The organism is Pseudomonas sp. AAC (assembly GCF_000725445.1).
GTDB lineage: Bacteria > Pseudomonadota > Gammaproteobacteria > Pseudomonadales > Pseudomonadaceae > Pseudomonas > Pseudomonas citronellolis.
Map to the genome: position 1 here is coordinate 727,849 of NZ_KL647096.1, position 21,742 is coordinate 749,590.

The 21,742-nt window shown below is 66.0% G+C and carries 17 protein-coding genes; 8 read left to right on the forward strand and 9 right to left on the reverse strand.

All coding sequences use genetic code 11. The annotated features are described in order from the left end of the window. The first annotated feature begins 18 nt into the window (after window positions 1-18). Both trkA and FG99_RS13075 read left to right on the forward strand, forming a co-directional pair. Complete coding sequence (trkA, locus tag FG99_RS13070) at window positions 19-1,392, forward strand: Trk system potassium transporter TrkA (protein WP_009614484.1); 1,374 nt, start codon at window positions 19-21, stop codon at window positions 1,390-1,392. Between the two features lie 122 nt (window positions 1,393-1,514). Further along, a complete protein-coding gene (locus FG99_RS13075) occupies window positions 1,515-1,838 on the forward strand; it encodes a tetratricopeptide repeat protein (protein ID WP_043270120.1) in 324 nt (107 codons plus the stop codon). 396 nt (window positions 1,839-2,234) lie between these two features. Here the strand turns inward: FG99_RS13075 and FG99_RS13080 are convergent, their stop codons facing one another. The 7 genes from FG99_RS13080 to FG99_RS13110 all read right to left on the reverse strand — a co-directional run bounded on the left by FG99_RS13080 (window position 2,235) and on the right by FG99_RS13110 (window position 9,781). Next, window positions 2,235-3,614 (reverse strand): aspartate aminotransferase family protein, encoded by a 1,380-nt coding sequence (locus tag FG99_RS13080; protein ID WP_043270122.1) that lies wholly within the window; start codon window positions 3,612-3,614, stop codon window positions 2,235-2,237. A gap of 13 nt (window positions 3,615-3,627) precedes the next feature. Then, a complete protein-coding gene (locus FG99_RS13085) occupies window positions 3,628-5,085 on the reverse strand; it encodes an NAD-dependent succinate-semialdehyde dehydrogenase (RefSeq protein WP_009614479.1) in 1,458 nt (485 codons plus the stop codon). Between the two features lie 130 nt (window positions 5,086-5,215). Further along, window positions 5,216-5,869, reverse strand: a complete 654-nt coding sequence (locus tag FG99_RS13090; RefSeq protein ID WP_009614477.1) for a 7-cyano-7-deazaguanine/7-aminomethyl-7-deazaguanine transporter — start codon at window positions 5,867-5,869, stop codon at window positions 5,216-5,218. 543 nt (window positions 5,870-6,412) lie between these two features. Further along, window positions 6,413-6,679 carry a PilZ domain-containing protein gene (locus FG99_RS13095; protein WP_043270124.1) on the reverse strand — a complete coding sequence of 89 codons (267 nt, stop codon included), beginning with the start codon at window positions 6,677-6,679 and terminating at the stop codon, window positions 6,413-6,415. Between the two features lie 56 nt (window positions 6,680-6,735). Further along, on the reverse strand, window positions 6,736-8,049 hold the full coding sequence (locus tag FG99_RS13100) for an Nramp family divalent metal transporter (protein ID WP_043270126.1): 1,314 nt from the start codon (window positions 8,047-8,049) through the stop codon (window positions 6,736-6,738). Between the two features lie 6 nt (window positions 8,050-8,055). Next, complete coding sequence (locus tag FG99_RS13105; RefSeq protein ID WP_043270128.1) at window positions 8,056-8,943, reverse strand: lysophospholipid acyltransferase; 888 nt, start codon at window positions 8,941-8,943, stop codon at window positions 8,056-8,058. Between the two features lie 289 nt (window positions 8,944-9,232). Next, window positions 9,233-9,781: a DNA-3-methyladenine glycosylase I gene (locus tag FG99_RS13110; protein WP_043270130.1), complete on the reverse strand. Its 549-nt coding sequence runs from the start codon at window positions 9,779-9,781 to the stop codon at window positions 9,233-9,235. 182 nt (window positions 9,782-9,963) lie between these two features. Here FG99_RS13110 and glyQ point away from each other — a divergent pair, with 182 nt between their 5' ends. The 6 genes from glyQ (at window position 9,964) to FG99_RS13140 (ending at window position 18,033) form a co-directional block, all read left to right on the forward strand. Then, a complete protein-coding gene (glyQ, locus tag FG99_RS13115) occupies window positions 9,964-10,929 on the forward strand; it encodes a glycine--tRNA ligase subunit alpha (protein ID WP_009614458.1) in 966 nt (321 codons plus the stop codon). Next, on the forward strand, window positions 10,929-12,983 hold the full coding sequence (gene glyS / locus FG99_RS13120) for a glycine--tRNA ligase subunit beta (protein WP_043270132.1): 2,055 nt from the start codon (window positions 10,929-10,931) through the stop codon (window positions 12,981-12,983). Before glyQ ends, glyS begins: the two co-directional genes overlap by 1 nt. A gap of 78 nt (window positions 12,984-13,061) precedes the next feature. Further along, window positions 13,062-13,592, forward strand: a complete 531-nt coding sequence (gene gmhB / locus FG99_RS13125; RefSeq protein ID WP_009614454.1) for a D-glycero-beta-D-manno-heptose 1,7-bisphosphate 7-phosphatase — start codon at window positions 13,062-13,064, stop codon at window positions 13,590-13,592. Between the two features lie 13 nt (window positions 13,593-13,605). After that, window positions 13,606-14,373, forward strand: a complete 768-nt coding sequence (locus FG99_RS13130; protein WP_051878810.1) for a lysophospholipid acyltransferase family protein — start codon at window positions 13,606-13,608, stop codon at window positions 14,371-14,373. Window positions 14,374-14,543: 170 nt separating this feature from the next. After that, window positions 14,544-14,948: an NUDIX hydrolase gene (locus FG99_RS13135; RefSeq protein WP_051878812.1), complete on the forward strand. Its 405-nt coding sequence runs from the start codon at window positions 14,544-14,546 to the stop codon at window positions 14,946-14,948. Between the two features lie 649 nt (window positions 14,949-15,597). Then, the gene (locus FG99_RS13140; protein ID WP_051878830.1) at window positions 15,598-18,033 is read left to right on the forward strand and encodes a TOTE conflict system archaeo-eukaryotic primase domain-containing protein; all 2,436 of its coding nucleotides are present in this window, start codon (window positions 15,598-15,600) and stop codon (window positions 18,031-18,033) included. A gap of 182 nt (window positions 18,034-18,215) precedes the next feature. Here FG99_RS13140 and gyrB read toward each other — a convergent pair whose 3' ends face one another. Together gyrB and recF are read right to left on the reverse strand one after the other, a co-directional pair. Beyond that, window positions 18,216-20,636: a DNA topoisomerase (ATP-hydrolyzing) subunit B gene (gene gyrB, locus FG99_RS13145; protein WP_043270134.1), complete on the reverse strand. Its 2,421-nt coding sequence runs from the start codon at window positions 20,634-20,636 to the stop codon at window positions 18,216-18,218. After that, a complete protein-coding gene (gene recF, locus FG99_RS13150; protein WP_043270136.1) occupies window positions 20,633-21,739 on the reverse strand; it encodes a DNA replication/repair protein RecF in 1,107 nt (368 codons plus the stop codon). Before recF ends, gyrB begins: the two co-directional genes overlap by 4 nt. Window positions 21,740-21,742: the final 3 nt, after the last annotated feature.

Here is a 21,742-nt window from a genome sequence, read left to right on the forward strand (position 1 = left end):
ACGGACGAGCGCGACCCCATGAAGATCATCATCCTCGGCGCCGGCCAGGTCGGCGGCACCCTGGCCGAGCACCTGGCCAGCGAAGCCAACGACATCACCGTGGTCGACACCGACGCCCAGCGCCTGCGCGACCTCAACGACCGCCTGGACATCCGCACCGTGCACGGCAAGGCCTCGTTCCCCACGGTGCTGCGCCAGGCCGGCGCCGACGACGCCGACATGCTGGTGGCGGTGACCAACAGCGACGAGGTGAACATGGTCGCCTGCCAGGTGGCCTACACCCTGTTCAACACGCCGACGCGCATCGCCCGGGTGCGCGAGGCGGCCTACCTGACGCGCACCGGCCTGTTCGACAACGAGGCCATCCCGGTGGACGTGCTGATCAGCCCCGAGCAGGTGGTGACCAACTACATCAAGCGCCTGGTCGAGTACCCCGGCTCCCTGCAGGTGATCGACTTCGCCGAGGGCAAGGCCCAGTTGGTGGGCATCAAGGCCCACTACGGCGGCCCGCTGGTGGGCCAGGAGTTGCGCCAGCTGCGCGAGCACATGCCCAACGCGGACACCCGCGTGGCGGCGATCTACCGGCGCAACCGGCCGATCATCCCCCAGGGCGACACCGTCATCGAGGCCGACGACGAGGTGTTCTTCATCGCCGCCAAGGCCCACATCCGCGCGGTGATGGGCGAGATGCGCCGGCTGGAGGAGAACTACAAGCGGATCATCATCGCCGGCGGCGGCAACATCGGCGAACGCCTGGCCGAGGCCATCGAGAACCGCTACCAGGTGAAGATCATCGAGATGAACCCGGCGCGCTGCCGGCACCTGTCGGACAACCTCGACAGCACCATCGTGCTCCAGGGCAGCGCCTCGGACCGCGACCTGCTGCTGGAAGAGAACATCAACGAGACCGACCTGTTCCTGGCCCTGACCAACGACGACGAGGCCAACATCATGTCCTCGCTGCTGGCCAAGCGCCTGGGCGCGCGCAAGGTGATGACGCTGATCAACAACCCGGCCTACGTCGACCTGGTGCAGGGCGGCGAGATCGACATCGCCATCAGCCCGCAGCTGGCCACCATCGGCACCCTGCTGACCCACGTGCGCCGCGGCGACATCGAGAGCGTGCACTCGCTGCGCCGCGGCGCGGCCGAGGCCATCGAGGTGGTGGCCCACGGCGACGCCAAGTCGAGCAAGGTGATCGGCAAGCGCATCGGCGAGGTGCACCTGCCGCCGGGCACCACCATAGGCGCGGTGATCCGCGACGAGGAAGTGCTGATCGCCCACGGCGACACCGTGGTGGAATCCGGCGACCACGTGATCCTCTTCGTGGTCGACAAGAAGCGAATCCGTGACGTCGAGCGGCTGTTCCAGGCCGGGTTGACGTTCTTCTAGGCTGTAGGCTGTAGGCTGTAGGCTGTAGGCTGTAGGCAAGAGCTTGACATGCCGCGACGGCACCGCATGCTGTTCGCTTCCAGCTTCCAGCTTCCAGCTTCCAGCTTCCAGCCCCCAGCCCTATGACCGACCCTCAATCCCTCGAAAGACTCCTCGCCAAAGGCATGGACAACCCGCTGCTGCGCTTCGGCCTGGGCAAGGGCTACCTGGACGCCGGCGATGCGGCGAAGGCCGCCGAACATCTGCGCCGCTGCGTGGAGCAGGACCCGAAGTATTCCGCCGCCTGGAAGCTGCTGGGCAAGGCCCTGCAGGCCCAGGGCGACCTGGACGGCGCCCGCGCCGCCTGGACCGACGGCCTGGCCGCGGCCCAGGCCCATGGCGACAAGCAGGCGGAGAAGGAAATGACCGTGTTCCTGCGCAAGCTGGACAAGGCCAAGGGCGGCTGAATCCGCGACACCTTGTAGGAGCGGGCCCTGCCCGCGATTTCGCGCGCAGGGCGCGCTCCTACAGGTGAAGCCGGAGATGGGCATGGTGTAGGAGCGAGCTTGCTCGCGAACGGTGTTCACCGGCGGCTTCAGTGCAATGGCCTGACTCCGCTCCCTCTCCCCAACCCTCGGCTGCGCGCCCCGCCCTGAAGGGAGAGGGGGCCGTCCGGCACGAACGGGAAGTTCGACATCACCCTGTAGGAGCGGGCCCTGCCCGCGATTCGCGCGCAGGGCGCGCTCCTACATGGAATGGCGTGGGTGGGGCAGCGTAGGAGCGGATCTCATCCGCGAATCGCGCCGGGATGGCCGGCTATCGCGGACAAGGTCCGCTCCTACACAGGGTCATTCCCCCGCGCCTCAAAGCACCTCCGCCGCCACCGCGTCCACCGCGGCCTTGGCGATGCCCACCACCTCGTCCGCCTCGGCGCGGCTGAGTACCAGCGGCGGGGCGAAGCCGAGGATGTCGCCGTGGGGCATGGCGCGGGCGATCATGCCGCGCTCCAGGCACGCCGCCGAGACCTTCGGACCCACCTTCAGCGCCGCGTCGAAAGGCGTGCGCGCCTCGCGGTCGGCCATGAACTCCAGCGCCGCCAGCATGCCGTCGCCGCGCACCTCGCCCACCAGCGGGTGGCCTTCGAAGGCCTGGCGCAACTGCTGGTTGAGGTAGCCGCCGACGTCCGCCGCGTTGGCGGTGATGTTCTCGCGCTCGAGGATGTCCAGGTTGGCCAGCGCCGCCGCCGCGCAGATCGGGTGGCCGGAATAGGTCCAGCCGTGGCCCATGGCGCCTTCGCGGGTGGAGGCGCTGTCGATCACATCCCAGACCTTCTCGCCGACGATCACCGCGGACAGCGGCGCGTAGGCGCTGGTCAGGCCCTTGGCGGTGGTGATCAGGTCCGGGCGCATGGCATGGCGCTGGCTGCCCATCTTGTCGCCGAGGCGGCCGAAGGCGCAGACCACCTCGTCGGCGATCAGCAGCACGTCGTACTTCGCCAGCACCGCCTGGATCGCCTCCCAGTAGCCCTTGGGCGGGACGATGATGCCGCCGGTGCCCATCACCGGCTCGCCGATGAAGGCCGCCACGGTGTCCGGGCCCTCGGCGAGGATCAGGTTCTCCAGCTCCTGGGCGCAGTGGCGCACGAAGGCCGCCTCGTCCATGCCCGCCGGGGCCTTGTAGAAGTGCGGGCAGAGGGTGTGTTTGACGCCTTCCACCGGCAGGTCGAAGTGCTGGTGGAAGCTGGCCAGTCCGGTGAGGCTGCCGGTGACGATGCCCGAGCCGTGGTAGCCGCGCTGGCGCGAGATGATCTTCTTCTTCTGCGGCCGCCCCAGCACGTTGTTGTAGTAGCGCACCAGCTTGACCTGGGTTTCGTTGGCGTCGGAGCCGGAGAGGCCGTAGTAGACCTTCTTCATGCCCGCCGGCGCCCAGTCGCGGATGATCCGCGCGGACAGCTCGATGATCGCCTCGGACGCGTGGCCGACGTAGGTGTGGTAGTAGGCCAGCTGCTTGGCCTGCTCATGGATGGCGTCGGCCACCTCAAGGCGGCCGTAGCCGATGTTCACGCAGTACAGCCCGGCGAAGGCATCCAGCAGCTCGCGGCCCTGGTGGTCGCGGATGCGCACGCCCGAGGCGCCGGTGATGATGCGCCCGGGCAGGGCGCCGCTGGCGTGGTCGTGGGCGTGGGTGGAGGGGTGCATGAAGTGCGCACGGTCCTGCTCGAACAGCTTGGCGTAGTCGGTCATGGCGGTGTTCTCCTCAGATGGCGCCGTGGTGCAGGCAGAAGTACTTGGTCTCGACGAAGGGCTCGAAGCCCTCGCTGCCGCCCTCGCGGCCCAGGCCCGAGGCCTTCATGCCGCCGAAGGGGATGGGGTGGCCGGTGAACCTGGCGCCGTTCACCGCGACCATGGCGAATTCCAGGCGGCGCATCAGCGGCCATACCTGGTCGAGGCGCTGCCCACAAATGTAGGCGGCCAGGCCGTATTCGCTATCGTTGGCCAGTTCGACGGCCTGCTCCAGGTCGTCGTAGGCCATCACCCCGGCGATGGGCGCGAAGTTCTCCTCGCGCCAGATGCGCATGGCCGGGGTGACGTCGGCCAGCAGCGTCGGCTGGTGGAACCAGCCGCCCAGGGCATGGGGTTCGCCGCCGGCCAGCAGGCGCGCGCCTTGGTCGATGGCATCGCGCACGCGCTCGCCGGTGGCGTCGAAGGCCGCCTGGTGCATCAGCGGGCCGATGTCGCTGCGCGGGTCGCTGGCCGGGCCCACGCGCAGTTCGCGCACGGCGGCGGCGAAGCGCTTGAGGAAGGGCTCGTAGAGTTCGCGGGCGACCAGCAGGCGGTTGGCCGCGCAGCAGTCCTGGCCGGAGGTCTGGAACTTGGCGTCGATGGCGAATTTCACCGCCTGCTCCAGGTCGGCGTCGGGCAGCACGATGAAGGGAGCGTTGCCGCCCAGCTCCAGCGCCACCTTCTTCACGTCCTGGGCGGCGGCCTGCAGCACCAGCTTGCCGACGCGGGTCGAGCCGGTGAAGCTCACCGCGCGCACGCGGCTGTCCTGCACCAGGGTTTCCATGGTCATCTGCGGCTCGCCCAGCACCACGTTGAAGGCGCCGGCGGGCAGCCCGGCCTCCTCGGCCAGCTGCGCCAGGGCGAAGGCCGAGTAGGGCGTCTCGTGGGCCGGCTTGACCACCACGGTGCAGCCAGCGGCCAGGGCGGCGGCGGCCTTGCGGGTGATCATCGCCGAGGGGAAGTTCCAGGGCGTCAGCAGCACGGCCACGCCCACCGGCTCCATCACGGTGCCCAGGTGGGCGCCGGGGATGTGGCTGGGGATGTTGCGGCCGTCCAGGCGCCGGGCCTGTTCGGCGAACCAGGGGATGAAGCTGGCGGCGTAGTCGATCTCGCCGCGGGCCTCGGCCAGGGGCTTGCCCTGTTCCAGGGAAAGGATCTGCGCCAGGTCCTCGCGGTGCTGGCGGATCAGCTCGGCCCAGCGCAGCAGGGGCGCGGCGCGCCGGTCCAGGGACAGCTTGCGCCAGGCCGGGAAGGCCGCGGCGGCGGCATCCACCGCGGCGACTATCTGCTCGCGCTCGAGCAGCGGCACGTGGCCGATGATTTCGCGGTTGGCCGGGTTCTCCACGGCGATGCTGGCGCCGCTGGCGCTGTGCAGCCACTGGCCGTTGACGTAGCACAGCGACTTGAAGAGCAGGGGATGGGCGTAGGACATGACGGCGTCTCCTCGCAGGTGGCATGGGGACCATCCTAGGGGAGCGCCGTGGCGGTTTTTTCCTAAGGGCGGGGCGGCGGCGGCAATTCTTTCCGCAGATGCGCCGCCGGCTTCGGGTTTTTCGCCCGCCTCAGCAGGCGCTGGCGGAGCGCCGGCCCAGGCCCTGGAGGATGGCGCGCAGCAGCACGCCGTAGAGCGGCACGAAGAGGATCAGCATGACCGCCAGCTTGACGCCGTAGTCCACCGTGGCGATCTCCACCCAGTGCTGCGCCATGAAGGGGTTGTCGCTGCGCCAGAAGGCGATGGAGAAGAAGGCGAAGGTGTCCAGCAGGTTGCCGAACAGCGTCGACACCACCGGGGCGATCCACCACTGGCGCAGCCGGCGCAGGCGGTCGAACACCTGGATGTCGAGGAACTGGCCGAGCACGTAGGCCAGGAAGCTGGCCAGGGCGATGCGCGCGACGAAGGTGTTGAACTCGCCCAGCGCGGCGAAGCCGCGGTAGCCGCCGTCCTGGAATAGCACCGAGACCCCGTAGGAAGCCAGCAGCGCCGGCAGCATCACCCGGGCGATGACGCGCCGCGCCGGGCTCTTGCCGAGCAGGCGCACGGTGAGGTCGGTGGCCAGGAAGATGAACGGGAAGCTGAACGCGCCCCAGGTGGTCTGCCAGCCGAACAGGGTCATGGGCAGTTGCACCAGGTAGTTGCTGGCGATGATGACGAGGAGGTGGAAGACGACCAGGCCGGCCAATGCGCCGCGCCGAGCCGCCGGGGAAAGCGCCGACATGCTGGATCCTTTTTCGTCGATGGGGTGAGGGAACCCATGCCCGGCCCTGTGCCGAGCGGGGCGCATTCTATAGGAGATTGAACCTGGAGTCAGGTTTTTTGGGTGTTTTTTGTGCAGTTGGGTAGGGGGTGTTGTAGGGGCGGGCTTGCTTGCGAACGGTGCCTACCGGCGGCTTCGATGTAATGGCTTGACTCCGCTCCCTCTCCCCAGCCCTCTCCCTGAAGGGAGAGGGGGCTTGTCCGTGCCGAGAGAAGATTTGGTGTCAGCCGGCAGTCCCTGTGCTAGCCGGCTGACTCCATAACATCAGCGTCTGCCCAACGGTCCCCTCTCCCTTCAGGGAGAGGGTTAGGGAGAGGGCGTTCTTTGGACCCCTGCCAATTCCTGCCGGCGGAACACCCTTCGCGAGCAAGCTCGCTCCTACGAAAAGCCATGCCCCACCCATGTCATTCCAATGTAGGAGCGCGCCCTGCGCGCGATTCGCGGGCAAAGCCCGCGCCTATGGTGTCAGAGAGCAGGTTCCCCAGCCCACCACAGTAGCCACTCTCAGTCGGAATCGACGAAACGCAGGCCGGCGCCTTCAGCGTCGGTGCGCATGACTTCCATCTCCAGCACCGGCGCTTCCATGGGCAGGTCCTGCACCTGGCCGTGCACGCGGGTGCCGGGAGCAAGCCCGGCCAGCGCCGCGTAGCGCACGTAGACGCCGCCGTCGGAGAGGTCACGGGTGTGGCCGATGACCTCGCCGAAGCTGGAGTGGACGATCTTGATCCTGCACTTCATCGGGGTACGCGGGTACTGCCTCTGATTCGCCATGCTCGGCATCCGTCCGGAATGTCAGCGGCATAGTCGGCCCGATCCGCCGCCGCCGGTCAAGCGGCCAGTTGCCCCAGCAGCCAGAGGTTGGCGCCGCTGATGACCACGAACAGCAGCCAGGCCAGCGCGCGGGTCGGCCAGCGGTTGGCGAATTCGCCCATCAGCGCGCGGTCGCTGGTGAAGCGGATCAGCGGCCAGAGCGCGAAGGGCAGCTGCAGGCTGAGCACCACCTGGCTGAACACCAGCAGCTTGCCCACCGCCCTGTCGCCCATCAGCATCACCCCGAGCAGCGCCGGGATCAGCGCCAGGGCACGGGTGATCAGGCGGCGCTGCCAGCAGGGGATCTTCATCTGCAGGAAGCCTTCCATGATCACCTGGCCGGCGATGGTGCCGGTGAAGGTGGAACTCTGCCCGGAGGCGAGCAGGGCGACGCCGAAGAGGATCGCGGCCAGGCCGGCGCCGACCAGGGGTTCGAGCAGGCGGTAGGCGTCCTGGATCTCGGTGACGTCGGCGTGCCCGGTCTCGTGGAAGGCCGCGGCGGCGAGGATCAGGATGGCGGCGTTGATCAGCAGCGCCAGGCTCAGCGAGACCACGGTGTCCAGCCGCGCCAGGCGGATCGCCGAGGCCTTGCCCTGGCTGCCGGCCACCGCGCGGGTCTGCACGATGGAGGAGTGCAGGTAGAGGTTGTGCGGCATCACGGTGGCGCCGAGGATGCCGATGGCCAGGTACAGCGGCTCGCGCTGGCTGAGGGTGTCCAGGCTGGGCACGAAGCCGGCGGCGACGTCCGGCCAGTACGGCTTGATCAGCACCAGCTCGACCACGTAGCAGGCGCTGATGGTGATGATCAGCCCCAGCATGATCGCCTCCAGGTGACGGAAGCGCTGGCCCTTGAGGCCGAGGACGATCAGGGTGTCGAGGGCGGTGAGGAGGATGCCGCCGGTGAGGTTCACGCCCAGCAGCAGGTGGAAGGCCAGGGCGCAGCCGAGCACCTCGGCCAGGTCCGTGGCGATGATCGACAGCTCCGCCAGCAGCCACTGGACCTTGGCCATGGCCGGGCTGTAGCGCTGCCGCGAGAGCTGCGCCAGGTCCTGGCCGGTGACGATGCCCAGGCGCATGGCCAGGCACTGCAGGACCATGCCGGCGAGGCTGGACAGCAGCACCACGTAGAGCAGCTGGTAGCCGAAGCCGGAACCGGCCTCGATGGCCGTGGCCCAGTTCCCCGGGTCCATGTAGCCGATGGAGACCAGCAGGCCGGGCCCGGCGAACTGCAGGATGCGCTTCCACAGCGGCGCGCTGGGCGAAACGACGACGCTGCCCCTGACCTCGGAAGGGCAGAAGGGCGCGGTGGCGGTAGTCGGCAATCCCCACATGTCAGTTCAATACCACCTGCCTTCGCCTTCCGGGCGCTTCTTGAAGCGCTTCATGGTCCACATGTACTGGCTCGGGTAGTCGCGCACGTAGCGGGCCAGCTCGCGGCTCAGGGCGGCGACCGAGACTTCCATGTCCTTGTCGTACATGTCCGCCGGCGCGGCTTCGAGGATCACCTTGTAGCCGCTGCCGTCGGGCAGGCGCACCGCGTGGAAGAACACCCCGCGCGCCTTGCCGCGCGACAGCAGCGAGGGCACGAACTTGCTGGTCAGCGCGGTGGTGCCCAGGTAGGGCACGAACAGCCCCGAGCCCAGGTCCGGTTCCGGGTCGCACGGGATGCCGACGCAGCCGCCACGCCGCACTTCCTTGATCACGCTGATGATGCCTTCGGGGGTCGACGGCGCCACGCGGTTGCCCAACTGCACGCGCTGCTTCTTCAGCAGATCGTCCACCGCCTTCAGCTTCGGCGGGCGGTAGAAGATGATCGGCTTGGCGTAGGAGCAGTAGAAGTGGTTGAGCACTTCCCAGTTGCCCAGGTGGCTGGTGATGCCCACCAGGCCGTCGCCGGAGGCCAGGGCCTCTTCCAGCACCTCCATGCCCTCGACCTCGCGGATGTACTGCAGCGACTTCTGCGGCGGCCAGATCCAGGCGCAGGCGCTCTCGGTGAGGGTCCTGCCGATGTCCATCAGGCTCTGGCCCAGCAGCTTGTCCAGCTCCGCGGCGGACAGCTCGGGGAAGCAGTGCGAGATGTTGATGCGCGCCACCTCGCGGGAGCGGTTGGGCAGCTTCCACATCAGCCAGCCGATGGCGGCCCCCAGCCCCTGCACCGCCCGCCAGGGCAGCATGGCGAACAGGCGCAGCCCACCCACCACCAAGGCACCTTTGAATTTCTCCACGGAATGCTCCTTCAGCCGAATGCGCACATTCTAACCAGCGGGCATGGGCGAAGGCGAAAGGCGCTCGGCAATGGGGGCGATAGAAACAGCCTGAATCCACGCACCGGGTGATCCGGCCATGCCTTTTCTTTCCATGTAGGAGCGCGCCCTGCGCGCGAATCGCGGGCAGAGCCCGCTCACGATCGTAGGATGGGTGGAGCGAAGCGATACCCATCGCCATGGCCGCATGGGTTTCGCCGAGGCTCAACCCATCCTACGAAGAGCGCGTCGAAGCGAATTCCGTCCGCAGTCAGGACAGCTCGGCATAGCGGTCGCAATCGGTGGTGTGGTCCATCACCATCCCCGTGGCCTGCATGAAGGCGTAGCAGATGGTCGGCCCGACGAAGGTGAAGCCGGCCTTCTTCAGTGCGCGGCTCATGGCCTCGGCCTCGGGCGTCACCGCCGGGACGTCGCCGCGGCCGCTGAAATGGTTGACCTTCGGCTGGCCGCCGACGAAGGACCAGAGGAATTCCACCGGCTCGGGCAGTTCCAGCCAGGCCCGGGCGTTCTGCCGCGCGGCCTTGAGCTTGGCCAGGTTGCGGATGATGCCCGTATCCTGCATGCGCTGCTCGATCTCCTCGTCGCTCATGCGCGCCAGGCGCTCGGGGTCGAAACCGAACAGCACCTCGCGGTAGCGCTCGCGCTTGCGCAGCACGGTGATCCACGACAGCCCGGCCTGGGCGCCTTCGAGCACCAGCATTTCGAACAGCGCCTGCGGGTCTCTCTGCGGCACGCCCCACTCGGTGTCGTGGTAGGCGATGTACAGCGGGTCGTCGTTGCACCAGAAGCAGCGGGGCATGGCGGTCGTCCTGACGAGGCGAAGGGAGTCCCACTATAGCCGGAATACTGTATGAAGATACAGTCCAATGCCCGCTTCCCGCCGTTTGCGAATTCATCCGAAAACGTGCGCGCACCCCAAGCGGTACGCGGCTTCGGGTATACTGCGGGGTTTTCGTCGCATACCCAGCACAGGTGAAATTCGTGAGCCAGACTACGCCCGCCGTGCGCACCTTCCAGGACCTGATCCTCGCCCTGCAACAGTACTGGGCCGACCAGGGCTGCGTGGTGCTGCAGCCCTACGACATGGAAGTTGGCGCCGGCACCTTCCATACCGCCACCTTCCTGCGCGCCATCGGCCCGGAGACCTGGAACGCCGCCTACGTGCAGCCCAGCCGCCGCCCCACCGACGGCCGCTACGGCGAGAACCCGAACCGCCTGCAGCACTACTACCAGTTCCAGGTGGTGCTCAAGCCCAACCCGGAGAACTTCCAGGAGCTCTACCTGGGCTCGCTGAAGGCCATCGGCATCGACCCGCTGGTGCACGACATCCGCTTCGTCGAGGACAACTGGGAATCGCCGACCCTCGGCGCCTGGGGCCTGGGCTGGGAAATCTGGCTGAACGGCATGGAAGTCACCCAGTTCACCTACTTCCAGCAGGTCGGCGGCATCGAGTGCTACCCGGTCACCGGCGAGATCACCTACGGCCTGGAGCGCCTGGCCATGTACATCCAGGGCGTCGACTCGGTGTACGACCTGGTGTGGGCCGACGGCCCGTTCGGCAAGGTCACCTATGGCGACGTGTTCCACCAGAACGAGGTGGAGCAGTCGACCTACAACTTCGAGCACGCCAACGTCGAGAAGCTGTTCGAACTGTTCGACTTCTACGAAAGCGAAGCCAACCGCCTGATCGAGCTGCAGCTGCCGCTGCCGACCTATGAGATGGTCCTCAAGGCCTCGCACACCTTCAACCTGCTGGATGCGCGCCGGGCCATCTCGGTGACCGAGCGTCAGCGCTACATCCTGCGCGTGCGCACCCTGGCCCGTAACGTGGCGCAGAGCTACCTGCAGGCGCGCGCGCGCCTGGGCTTCCCGATGGCCACCCCCGCTCTTCGTGATGAAGTGCTGGCGCGTGACGAAGTACTGGCCAAGCTGAAGGAGGCCGAATAATGAGCGCGAAGGATTTCCTCGTCGAACTGGGCACCGAAGAGCTGCCCCCCAAGGCCCTGAAGAGCCTCGGTGAAGCCTTCCTGGCCGGCATCGAGAAGGGCCTTAAGGCCGCAGGCCTGACCTACTCGGCCGCCCGCTACTACGCCGCGCCGCGCCGCCTGGCCGTGCAGATCGACCAGCTCGCCGTGCAGCAGCCCGACCGCACCGTGAACCTCGACGGCCCGCCGCAGCAGGCCGCCTTCGACGCCAGCGGCAACCCGACCCAGGCCGCCCTGGGCTTCGCCAAGAAGTGCGGCGTGGACCTGGCGCAGATCGACCAGAGCGGGCCGAAGCTGAAGTTCAGCCAGACCATTGCCGGCCAGCCGGCCGTAGGCCTGCTGCCGGGCATCGTCGAAACCTCGCTGAACGACCTGCCGATTCCCAAGCGCATGCGCTGGGCCGCCCGCCGCGAAGAGTTCGTGCGTCCGACGCAGTGGCTGGTGATGCTGTTCGGCGACGAGGTGGTGGAGTGCGAGATCCTCACCCGCAAGGCCGGACGTGAATCCCGTGGCCACCGCTTCCACAACCCGGACAACGTGCTGATCTCCAGCCCCGCCAACTACCTGGAAGACCTGCGCAGCGCCCACGTGCTGGCCGACTTCGCCGAGCGCCGCGAAATCATCGCCAAGCGCGTCGCCGAGCTTGCCACCGAGCAGAAGGGCAGCGCCATCGTGCCGCCGGCCCTGCTCGACGAAGTGACCGCCCTGGTCGAATGGCCGGTGCCGCTGGTCTGCTCCTTCGAGGAGCGCTTCCTCGCCGTGCCCCAGGAAGCGCTGATCACCACCATGCAGGACAACCAGAAGTACTTCTGCCTGCTGGACGCCAACGGCAAGCTGCTGCCGCGCTTCATCACCGTGGCCAACGTGCAGAGCAAGGCGCCCGAGCACATCGTCTCGGGCAACGAGAAGGTCGTGCGCCCACGCCTGACCGACGCCGAGTTCTTCTTCAAGCAGGACCAGAAGCAGCCGCTGGAGCGCTTCAACGAGCGCCTGAAGAACGTGGTGTTCCAGGCCCAGCTCGGCACCGTGTTCGAGAAGGCCGAGCGCGTCTCCGCCCTGGCCGCCTTCATCGCCGAGCGCATTGGCGGTGACGCGAAGAACGCCGCCCGCGCCGGTATCCTCTCCAAGTGCGACCTGGCCACCGAGATGGTCGGCGAGTTCCCGGAGATGCAGGGCATCGCCGGCTACTACTACGCAACCGCGGGCGGTGAGGCCAACGACGTCGCCCTGGCGCTGAACGAGCAGTACATGCCGCGCGGCGCCGGCGCCGAGCTGCCAAGCACCCTGACCGGTGCCGCGGTGGCGGCGGCCGACAAGCTCGACACCCTGGTCGGCATCTTCGGCATCGGCATGCTGCCAACCGGCAGCAAGGACCCGTACGCCCTGCGCCGCGCCGCCCTGGGCGTGCTGCGCATCCTCATCGAGAAGCAGTTGGACCTCGACCTGGGCGAGGCCATCGCCTTCGCCGTCGGCCAGTACGGCGACAAGGTCAAGGCCCAGGGCCTGGCCGCCCAGGTCCAGGACTTCATCTTCGACCGCCTGCGCGCGCGCTACGAGGACGAAGGCGTAGACGTCGCCGTGTACCAGGCCGTGCGCGCCCTGACGCCGACCGCGCCGCTGGACTTCGACCAGCGCGTGCAGGCCGTGCAGGCCTTCCGCCAACTGCCCGAAGCCGAGGCCCTGGCCGCCGCCAACAAGCGCGTGTCCAACATCCTCGCCAAGGCCGAAGGGGAGGTGCCGCAGAGCGTGAATGCCGGCCTGCTCAACGAGGCCGCCGAGAAGGCCCTGGGCAGCGCCGTGGCGGCCGCCGAAGGCGAAGTGGCGCCGCTGGCCCGGGCGCGCGACTACCGCGCCGCCCTGGCCCGCCTGGCAGCCCTGCGCGCGCCGGTGGACGCCTTCTTCGAGGAAGTCCTGGTCAACGCCGACGACAGCGCCGTGCGCGCCAACCGCTACGCCCTGCTGGCGAAGCTGCGTGGGCTGTTCCTCGGCGTCGCCGACATCTCTCTGTTGGGGTAATGGAGCTGGAGGCTGGAAGCCTGAAGCTGGAAATTCTTCCCGCTTCAAGCTTCCGGCTTCAAGCCTCTGGCTAAAGCTATGAAGTTATTGATCGTCGACCGCGACGGTGTCATCAACCTGGACTCCGACGCATACATCAAATCCCTCGACGAGTGGATTCCCATTCCCGGCGCCATCGCCGCCATTGCCCGCCTGAGCAAGGCCGGCTGGACGGTCGCGGTGGCCACCAACCAGTCCGGCATCGCCCGCGGCTACTACGACCTGGCGACGCTGGAAAGCATGCACGCGCGGCTGCGCGAGCTGGTGGCGGAGCAGGGCGGCGAACTGGGGCTGATCGTCCATTGCCCCCATGGACCCGACGAAGGCTGCGAGTGCCGCAAGCCGAAGCCGGGTATGCTCAGGCAGATCGCCGCGCACTACGACGTTCCGCTCAAGGGCGTATGGTTCGTCGGCGACACCCGGGGTGACCTGGACGCCGCCCTGGCCGTCGACTGTCAGCCCGTGCTGGTGAAAACCGGCAAGGGCGAACGTACCCTGGCCAAACCGCTGCCCGAAGGCACGCTGGTCTTCGACGACCTGGCCGCCGTCGCTTCCCACCTCTTGCCCTAAGGACCCGCTGACCATGTCGACAGTGCAGGCCATCAGAACCGTTCTTTTCTACCTGCTGCTGTCCGCCAGCGCCTTCCTCTGGGGCACCCTCAGCCTGCTGATCGCGCCCTTCCTGCCGTTCCGCGCGCGCTATCGCTTCGTGGTCCAGCGCTGGTGCCGCTTCGCCGTCTGGCTGGCCTGGCACATGGTCGGCGTGCGCTACCGCCTCAGCGGCCTGGAGAACATCCCGCAGCAGCCCTGCGTGATCCTCTCCAAGCACCAGAGCACCTGGGAGACCTTCTTCCTCTCCGGCTACTTCGAGCCGCTGAGCCAGGTGCTCAAGCGCGAGCTGCTGTTCGTGCCCTTCTTCGGCTGGGCCCTGGCCCTGCTCAGGCCCATCGCCATCGACCGCAGCCAGCCCAAGCTGGCCCTCAAGCAGCTCGCCAAGCAGGGCCACGAGCGCCTGCAGCAGGGCGCCTGGGTGCTGATCTTCCCGGAAGGCACGCGCATCCCCACCGGCGAGTTGGGCAAGTTCTCCCGCGGCGGCGCGGCCCTGGCGGTGAACGCCGGCCTGCCGGTGCTGCCCATCGCCCACAACGCCGGCCACTGCTGGCCGAAGAACGGCTGGGCCAAGCACCCGGGCACCATCGAGGTGGTGATAGGCCCGGCGATGCACGCCGAAGGCGAGGGCCCGCGCGCCATCGCCGAACTCAACCAGCGCGCCGAGGAATGGGTGGCGCGGACGCTGCGCGAAATGGGCGAGCTGCCGGCGCCGGCAACCCCCAAGGCCGACGTGGCCTGAGGCGGATAACCCAGCTGTAGCGAACAGGGCCCAAAAGGGCCCTGTTTTCGTTTCTGGCGCACGATAAGGCGCTACGGCAACCATCCCCTGGATTTTGTCCGATACGCCCTCCACGAGCGTCCCAGGCGGCCTATAAGCTCAAGGGCAGGCCCCAGGGAAGAGCGCTCGCCATGCCACCGATCGAACCGCGTCCAGCCACCTCCATCCTGCTTCTGCGCGAAGCGGAGGAGGGCACGGGGCTGGAAGTCTTCATGCTGCTGCGCAATCCCCAGGTGGCCTTCTGCGACGGCGCCCTGGTGTTCCCCGGTGGCAAGGTGGAACAGGTCGACGGCCATGCCCGGCTCCGTCAGCACTGCCTAGGCGCAGATGCCCTGGACGATGACGAACTGCGTTTCCAGGTGGCGGGGCTGCGCGAGCTGTTCGAGGAGAGCGGCATCCTCCTGGCACGGCGCGCGGGTAGCGAGCAGCCTTGGCTGGAGGAAATTGGCGGCATCCGCCATCTGTGTATTCCCGAGGATGCAGGCTGCCCCGAGGCGGTCTTTCCGCTAAGGCCCGGTGCGGGGTTCTGCGCATAAACGCCCTCCTTGGCCGGAGAGCAGCTTCGGAGCAAGCCCAACAATTGCCCTCATGGCGTTTCCTATAGGGAAGAGGCGTGAACCCGATCCTCCGCCCCGACCTCGCCATATCCCGGCGTAGGGCGCATAACGCCTACGGCGTTATCCGCCGAATCACGAACGGAGTCCTACGGGGAGTCTCCTCGTAGGATGGGTTGAGCGAAGCGATACCCATCACCGCAACCGCATGGGTTTCGCAGGCTCAACCCATCCTACGAAAAGCACCTCGGCGCGACCGGCAAGACAGTTGCTCCTACACATCAGGGAAGCACGGGCGTAGGAAGCGGACTTTGTCCGCGATTGGATTCACCGGCCACACCGGGGACGCCCCGGTGGCACGGCCAACGGCGGATAACCGCGAACGGTTATGCGCCCTACGCGCTCCTTCGCCCGCGGGAGTGACGGGGACGATCAGGCGCTTCAGGACGAGGCCGAACTCTCCGCCTGCTCCGAACAACCCCCTCTCCCTCTGGGAGAGGGCTGGGGTGAGGGAGCGGAACCAGAGCCAGGATGCCTTCGCTGAGCCATGGCAGAGCCTAAAAACAGCATTACAGCCACCGCTCGGCAATTTGGCTTTATGGTAATGCTTTGCCGTCAGGCCCACGACCTGATGGCCGATGAGAGGTCGAAAGAAGGTCGTTTCATTGTGAAGGTCGATAAGGATCAGTTGGAACATTTGCGGGCGGAGAACGCTCGCTTGATCGAGCTACTGGAAGCCCATGGCATCGACTGGCGCCTGCCTGACGGGCGACCGAGCCGTCCCCCGACGCCAACCAAGCAACTCGATACGGACGCAAAGCTGGCGCTCTTCAAACGTCTTTTCCGCGGCAGGGCCGATGTGTTCCCCATACGCTGGGAAAGCAAGGCTGGCAAATCAGGCTACTCGCCTGCCTGTGCCAATGAATGGCGGCCGGGCATATGCCAGAAGCCTCGGATCAAATGCGGAGATTGCTCGCATCGCCAACTATTGCCACTCACCGACCAGGTGCTCTACAGGCATCTGGCCGGAGAGATCGTGATCGGCGTGTATCCATTGCTCCCGGATGACACCTGCCATTTCCTCGCAGTGGATTTTGACGAAGCCGATTGGCGAGACGATGCCCGGGCGTTCGTCCGCTCATGCCAAGAGCTGAACGTACCTGTTGCGTTGGAGGTTTCGCGCTCCGGCAATGGCGCCCACGCCTGGATATTCTTCGAACACAAGGTTCCCGCCCATGAGGCCCGGCAACTCGGCTCGGCCATCATCAGCCACACCTGCGACCGTACCCGCCAATTGACGCTGGCGTCCTACGATCGGTTGTTTCCGAATCAGGACAGCATGCCCAAGGGCGGCTTTGGCAACCTCATCGCCTTACCCCTGCAGAAGCAGGCTCGCGCGCATGGCGGGAGCGTCTTCGTCGACGAAGCACTGGCTCCCTATCCGGATCAATGGGCATTCCTGGCCAGCCTTCAGCCGATGCCCGTGCAAGCCATTGCCGCCACTACGCTACAGGCGACGGAGGGGCGTCATCCCCTGGATGTCATCGAGGTGACGGATGAGGATGAACGCAAACCCTGGCATGAGCCCTCGGCGACCCCCAGGAAATTGAGCGTCCCTCTGCCAAGCTCGGTGAATGTGACGCTGGCCAACCAGATCTATTTCGAAAAGACGGAACTCCCTCAGCCGTTGGTCAACAAGCTGATCAGGTTGGCGGCCTTCCAGAACCCCGAGTTCTACAAGGCCCAGGCCATGCGCCTGCCAGTATGGAACAAGCCGCGGATCATCGGTTGCGCAGAGAACTTCCCTCGCCACATTGCCCTGCCTCGGGGCTGCCTCGATGAAGTACGGGCGCTGCTGCACGAGAATGCCATCAACCTCGTGGTTCAGGATGAGCGCTACGCAGGGCAGCCCATCGAAGTCGACTTCGCAGGCAAGCTACGTCCTGACCAGGAAGCCGCCCTCGAAGCCGTGACGCAATACGAGACGGGGGTTCTTTGTGCACCCACCGCATTCGGAAAAACCGTTACCGCCTCGGCCCTGATCGCCAGACGGCGAGTGAACACACTGATACTGATGCACAGGACCGAACTACTGCAGCAGTGGAAAGAGCGCCTGCAGGCTTTCCTCGGCGTCGACAAGGCCGTTGTCGGCAGTATCGGAGGAGGCAAGGCAAGGCCCACGGGCATCATCGACGTCGCCTTGATGCAGTCGCTATCCCGCAAGGGCGAGGTCGACGAGCAAGTGAAGCGGTACGGGCAAATCATCGTGGATGAATGCCATCACCTGTCGGCCTTTTCGTTCGAGGCCATCCTAAAGAGCGCTCCTGCCAGGTATGTGCTGGGCCTGACAGCCACACCGATACGCCGGGATGGCCAGCAGCCGATTATCTTCATGCAGTGTGGGCCGATACGGCATACGGCGGCCAGGCCCGAAAGCGCCCCTGTCGATCTGCTCGTACTACCGCGGTGGTCGTCCAGGCCGATCGTTACGCAAGAAGGGGCGGGTATCCAGGAGGTCTTCCTGCTGATTGCCAGGGATACGGAGAGGACGGAGCGCATCGTTGCCGAGGTGGTTGCTGCCTTCAACCAGGGGAGGAAGATCCTGGTGCTGACGGAGCGAACGGACCATCTCAATGCGCTCGAGGAAAGATTGCCTGGGCAGATCAAGAATCTGTTCGCACTGCATGGCCGGCTTTCCAGGAAACACCGTGCTGCCCTCATGAAGGGGTTGGCGGCCCTGCCTGCCGATGCACCCCGGGTAATCCTGGCCACCGGCAAGCTGGTGGGCGAAGGCTTCGATCATCCGCCCCTGGATACGCTCATACTGGCCATGCCGGTCTCCTGGAAGGGAACGCTTCAACAGTATGCGGGGCGGTTGCACCGTGAACATTCGAGCAAGGCTGACGTGCGCATCATCGACTTCGTCGATGCGGGGCACCCTGCCTTGCTTCGGATGTGGAGCAAGCGGGAGGCGGGTTATAGAGCCATGGGCTATCGCTTTGCGGAGGCATCCAGTTCCCTGGAACTGTTCGGCCCGGCCATAGCCGTCGACGACAATAGCGATTAGCCAAGCTAAGGCTACGGAAGCCGGAATGACTCACGCCCGATCACCGGTAGCAACCATTCTGGCGACCAGCCATAAAAAACCCCGGCTGACCTTTCGGAGAGCCGGGGTTTTCAAGAGCAGCAGGGCAACTAACGTCTAGCAGGATTCCGTTCAACGTTGTCAGCCCTCAATTGCTCCACCAGTCAAACATCCAGGTTCGACACCGCCAGGGCGTTGCTTTCGATGAAGTCGCGACGCGGCTCCACGGCATCGCCCATCAGGGTGTTGAAGATCTGGTCGGCGGCGATGGCGTCCTCGATGGTCACCTTCAGCATGCGGCGCACGTTCGGGTCCATGGTGGTTTCCCACAGCTGGTCCGGGTTCATCTCGCCGAGGCCTTTGTATCGCTGGATGCTGTGGCGCTTGGTGCCTTCGGCCATCAGCCATTCCAGGGCTTCCTTGAAGCTGGAGACCGGCCGCTTGCGCTCGCCCTTCTGCACGTAGGCGCCTTCTTCCATCAGGCTGTTCAGCTTGGCGCCCAGCTCGCTGACCGAGCGGTAGTCGTTGCTGGCGAAGAAGTCGCGGTTGAAGGTCACGTAGTTGGACAGGCCGTGGGCGACCATCTCCACCTCGGGCAGCCACAGGTGGCGCTCGCGGTCTTCGCGCAGGCTGGCGGTGTAGGTCAGGCCGGACTTCTCGGAAGTCTTCAGGCGCGCCTGGTACTGCTCCAGCCAGGCCTGCATGGCGGCCTGGTCGCCCAGTTGCTCGACATCGATGCGCGGCAGGTAGACGAAGTGCTCGGTCAGGTCCTGCGGGTACAGGCGCGACAGGCGGGAGAGGGTACGCATGACGGTGCGGTACTCGTTGACCAGCTTCTCCAGCGCTTCGCCGGACAGGCCCGGGGCGCTTTCGTTGACGTGCACGCTGGCGTCTTCGAGGGCCGACTGGGTCATGTATTCCTCCATGGCCACGTCGTCCTTGATGTACTGCTCCTGCTTACCTTTCTTCACCTTGTACAGCGGCGGCTGGGCGATGTAGATGTAGCCACGCTCGACCAGCTCGGGGAGCTGGCGGAAGAAGAAGGTCAGCAGCAGGGTACGGATGTGCGAACCGTCGACGTCAGCATCGGTCATGATGATGATGTTGTGGTAGCGCAGCTTGTCGATGTTGTATTCCTCGCGCCCGATGCCGCAGCCCAGCGCGGTGATCAGGGTGCCGACCTCCTGGGAGGACAGCATCTTGTCGAAGCGAGCCTTCTCGACGTTGAGGATCTTGCCCTTGAGCGGCAGGATCGCCTGGGTCTTGCGGTTACGGCCCTGCTTGGCAGAACCGCCCGCGGAGTCACCTTCCACGATGTACAGCTCGGAGAGGGCGGGGTCCTTCTCCTGGCAGTCGGCGAGCTTGCCCGGCAGGCCGGCGATGTCCAGCGCGCCCTTGCGGCGGGTCATCTCGCGGGCCTTGCGCGCGGCCTCGCGGGCGCGGGCGGCGTCGATCATCTTGCCGACCACGGCCTTGGCTTCGTTGGGGTTCTCCAGCAGGAAGTCGGCGAAGTACTTGCCCATTTCCTGTTCCACCGCGGTCTTCACCTCGGAGGACACCAGCTTGTCCTTGGTCTGCGAGCTGAACTTCGGATCCGGCACCTTCACCGAAATGATCGCGGTCAGGCCTTCACGGGCGTCGTCGCCGGTGGTGGCGATCTTGTATTTCTTCGCCAGGCCTTCCTGCTCGATGTAGTTGTTCAGGTGGCGGGTGAGGGCGGAGCGGAAGCCCGCCAGGTGGGTACCGCCGTCACGCTGCGGAATGTTGTTGGTGAAGCAGAGGATGTTCTCGTTGAAGCTGTCGTTCCACTGCAGGGCGACTTCCACGCCAACGCCGTCTTCCTCGCGCTGGGTGTTGAAGTGGAACACCTGGTTAACGATGTTCTTGTTGGTGTTCAGGTACTCGACGAAGGCGCGCAAGCCGCCCTCGTACTTGAACAGCTCTTCCTTGCCGGTACGTTCGTCGCGCAGCAGGATGCCCACGCCGGAGTTGAGGAAGGACAGCTCGCGGATGCGCTTGGCCAGGATGTCCCAGCTGAAATGGATGCTGGTGAAGGTCTCGTTGGAGGCCTTGAAGTGCACCTCGGTGCCCGAGCCATCGGTCTCGCCCACCGGGCGCAGCGGGAACTGCGGCACGCCGTGGCGGTAGATCTGCTCCCAGACCTTGCCTTCGCGGCGGATGGTCAGGCGCAGTTCCTCGGAGAGCGCGTTCACCACGGACACACCCACACCGTGCAAGCCACCGGAAACCTTGTAGGAGTTGTCGTCGAACTTACCGCCGGCGTGCAGCACGGTCATGATGACCTCGGCCGCGGAAACCCCTTCTTCCTTGTGGATATCGACCGGAATGCCACGGCCGTTGTCGCGGACGGTGATCGACTCATCGGTGTGGATGGTGACGCTGATCTCGCTGCAGTAGCCAGCCAGGGCCTCGTCGATCGAGTTGTCCAGCACCTCGAACACCATGTGGTGCAGGCCGGTGCCATCGTCCGTGTCGCCGATGTACATACCCGGACGCTTGCGTACCGCGTCCAGCCCCTTCAGCACCTTGATGCTGTTAGAGTCGTACGTGTTGTTCTCGCTCATTCTTCACTCCCGAGGGTGGTCTGAGAGACATGCCCATGTTCCACGTGGAACATCGCAACCGGCGTGTCCGTTCGCCAGCCGTCCTTCAAAGGTTCAGGGTCGACACAGGTGATGAATACCTGGCAACCCAAGTCTTCAAGCAACCGGCACAACGAACGCCGGTGCTTTTCGTCGAGTTCCGAGGGCAGGTCGTCCACCAGGTAGACGCATTGTCCTCGCTTGGCCTGATTGATCAGGTGCCCCTGGGCGATACGCAGGGCGCAGACTACGAGTTTCTGCTGCCCCCGCGACAGGATCTCCGCCGCGTTATGCCCGCCCAGGCGAATTCGTAGATCGGCTCGCTGCGGTCCAGCCTGGGTATGTCCCATCTGCTGGTCGCGCAACAAGCTGCCGTTCAATACCTCGCTCAGCTCGCGATCCTTGTCCCAGCCGCGGTAATAGCTGAGGGTGAGCTGGTCCAATTGGATCAACTCGCCCAGCGTCTGTTCGAAGACCGGTTTGAGGGCCTGGATATAGGACCGCCGATAGCCATCGATTTCGTCGCTGGCAGTACACAATTCGCGGTCCCACGCAGCCTGCGAAGCACCGTCCAGTCTACCATGTCGGAGCCACGAGTTCCGCTGGCGCAGCGCCTTCTGCAGCCGCTGCCAGGCGACCATGAAGCGTTGTTCCACGTGGAACACTCCCCAGTCGAGGAACTGCCGGCGAATCTTCGGCGCGCCTTCCAGCAGGCGGAAGCTGTCCGGGTTGATCAACTGCAACGGCAAGGTTTCCGCCAGCTGCGCAGTGCTGCGCGCATTCTGGCCATCGATGCGAATCTGGAAATCGCCCTGGCGCTCCCGGGACACACCCAGGTTGCTGGTCATGCCATTGGCAAGCTGAACCTGGCCGAAGACGGTGCAGGCGGGCTGTTCGTACTGGATGACCGGTTGCAGACGCTGGCTGCGGAAGGAGCGGGCGAGACCGAGCAGGTGGACGGCTTCGAGCACGCTGGTCTTGCCGCTGCCGTTTTCGCCGTAGAGGATGTTGATGCGAGGGGAGGGGGAGAAGGTCACCGGGTGCAGGTTGCGCACCGCGGTGACCGAGACGCGGGTCAGTGACATTCA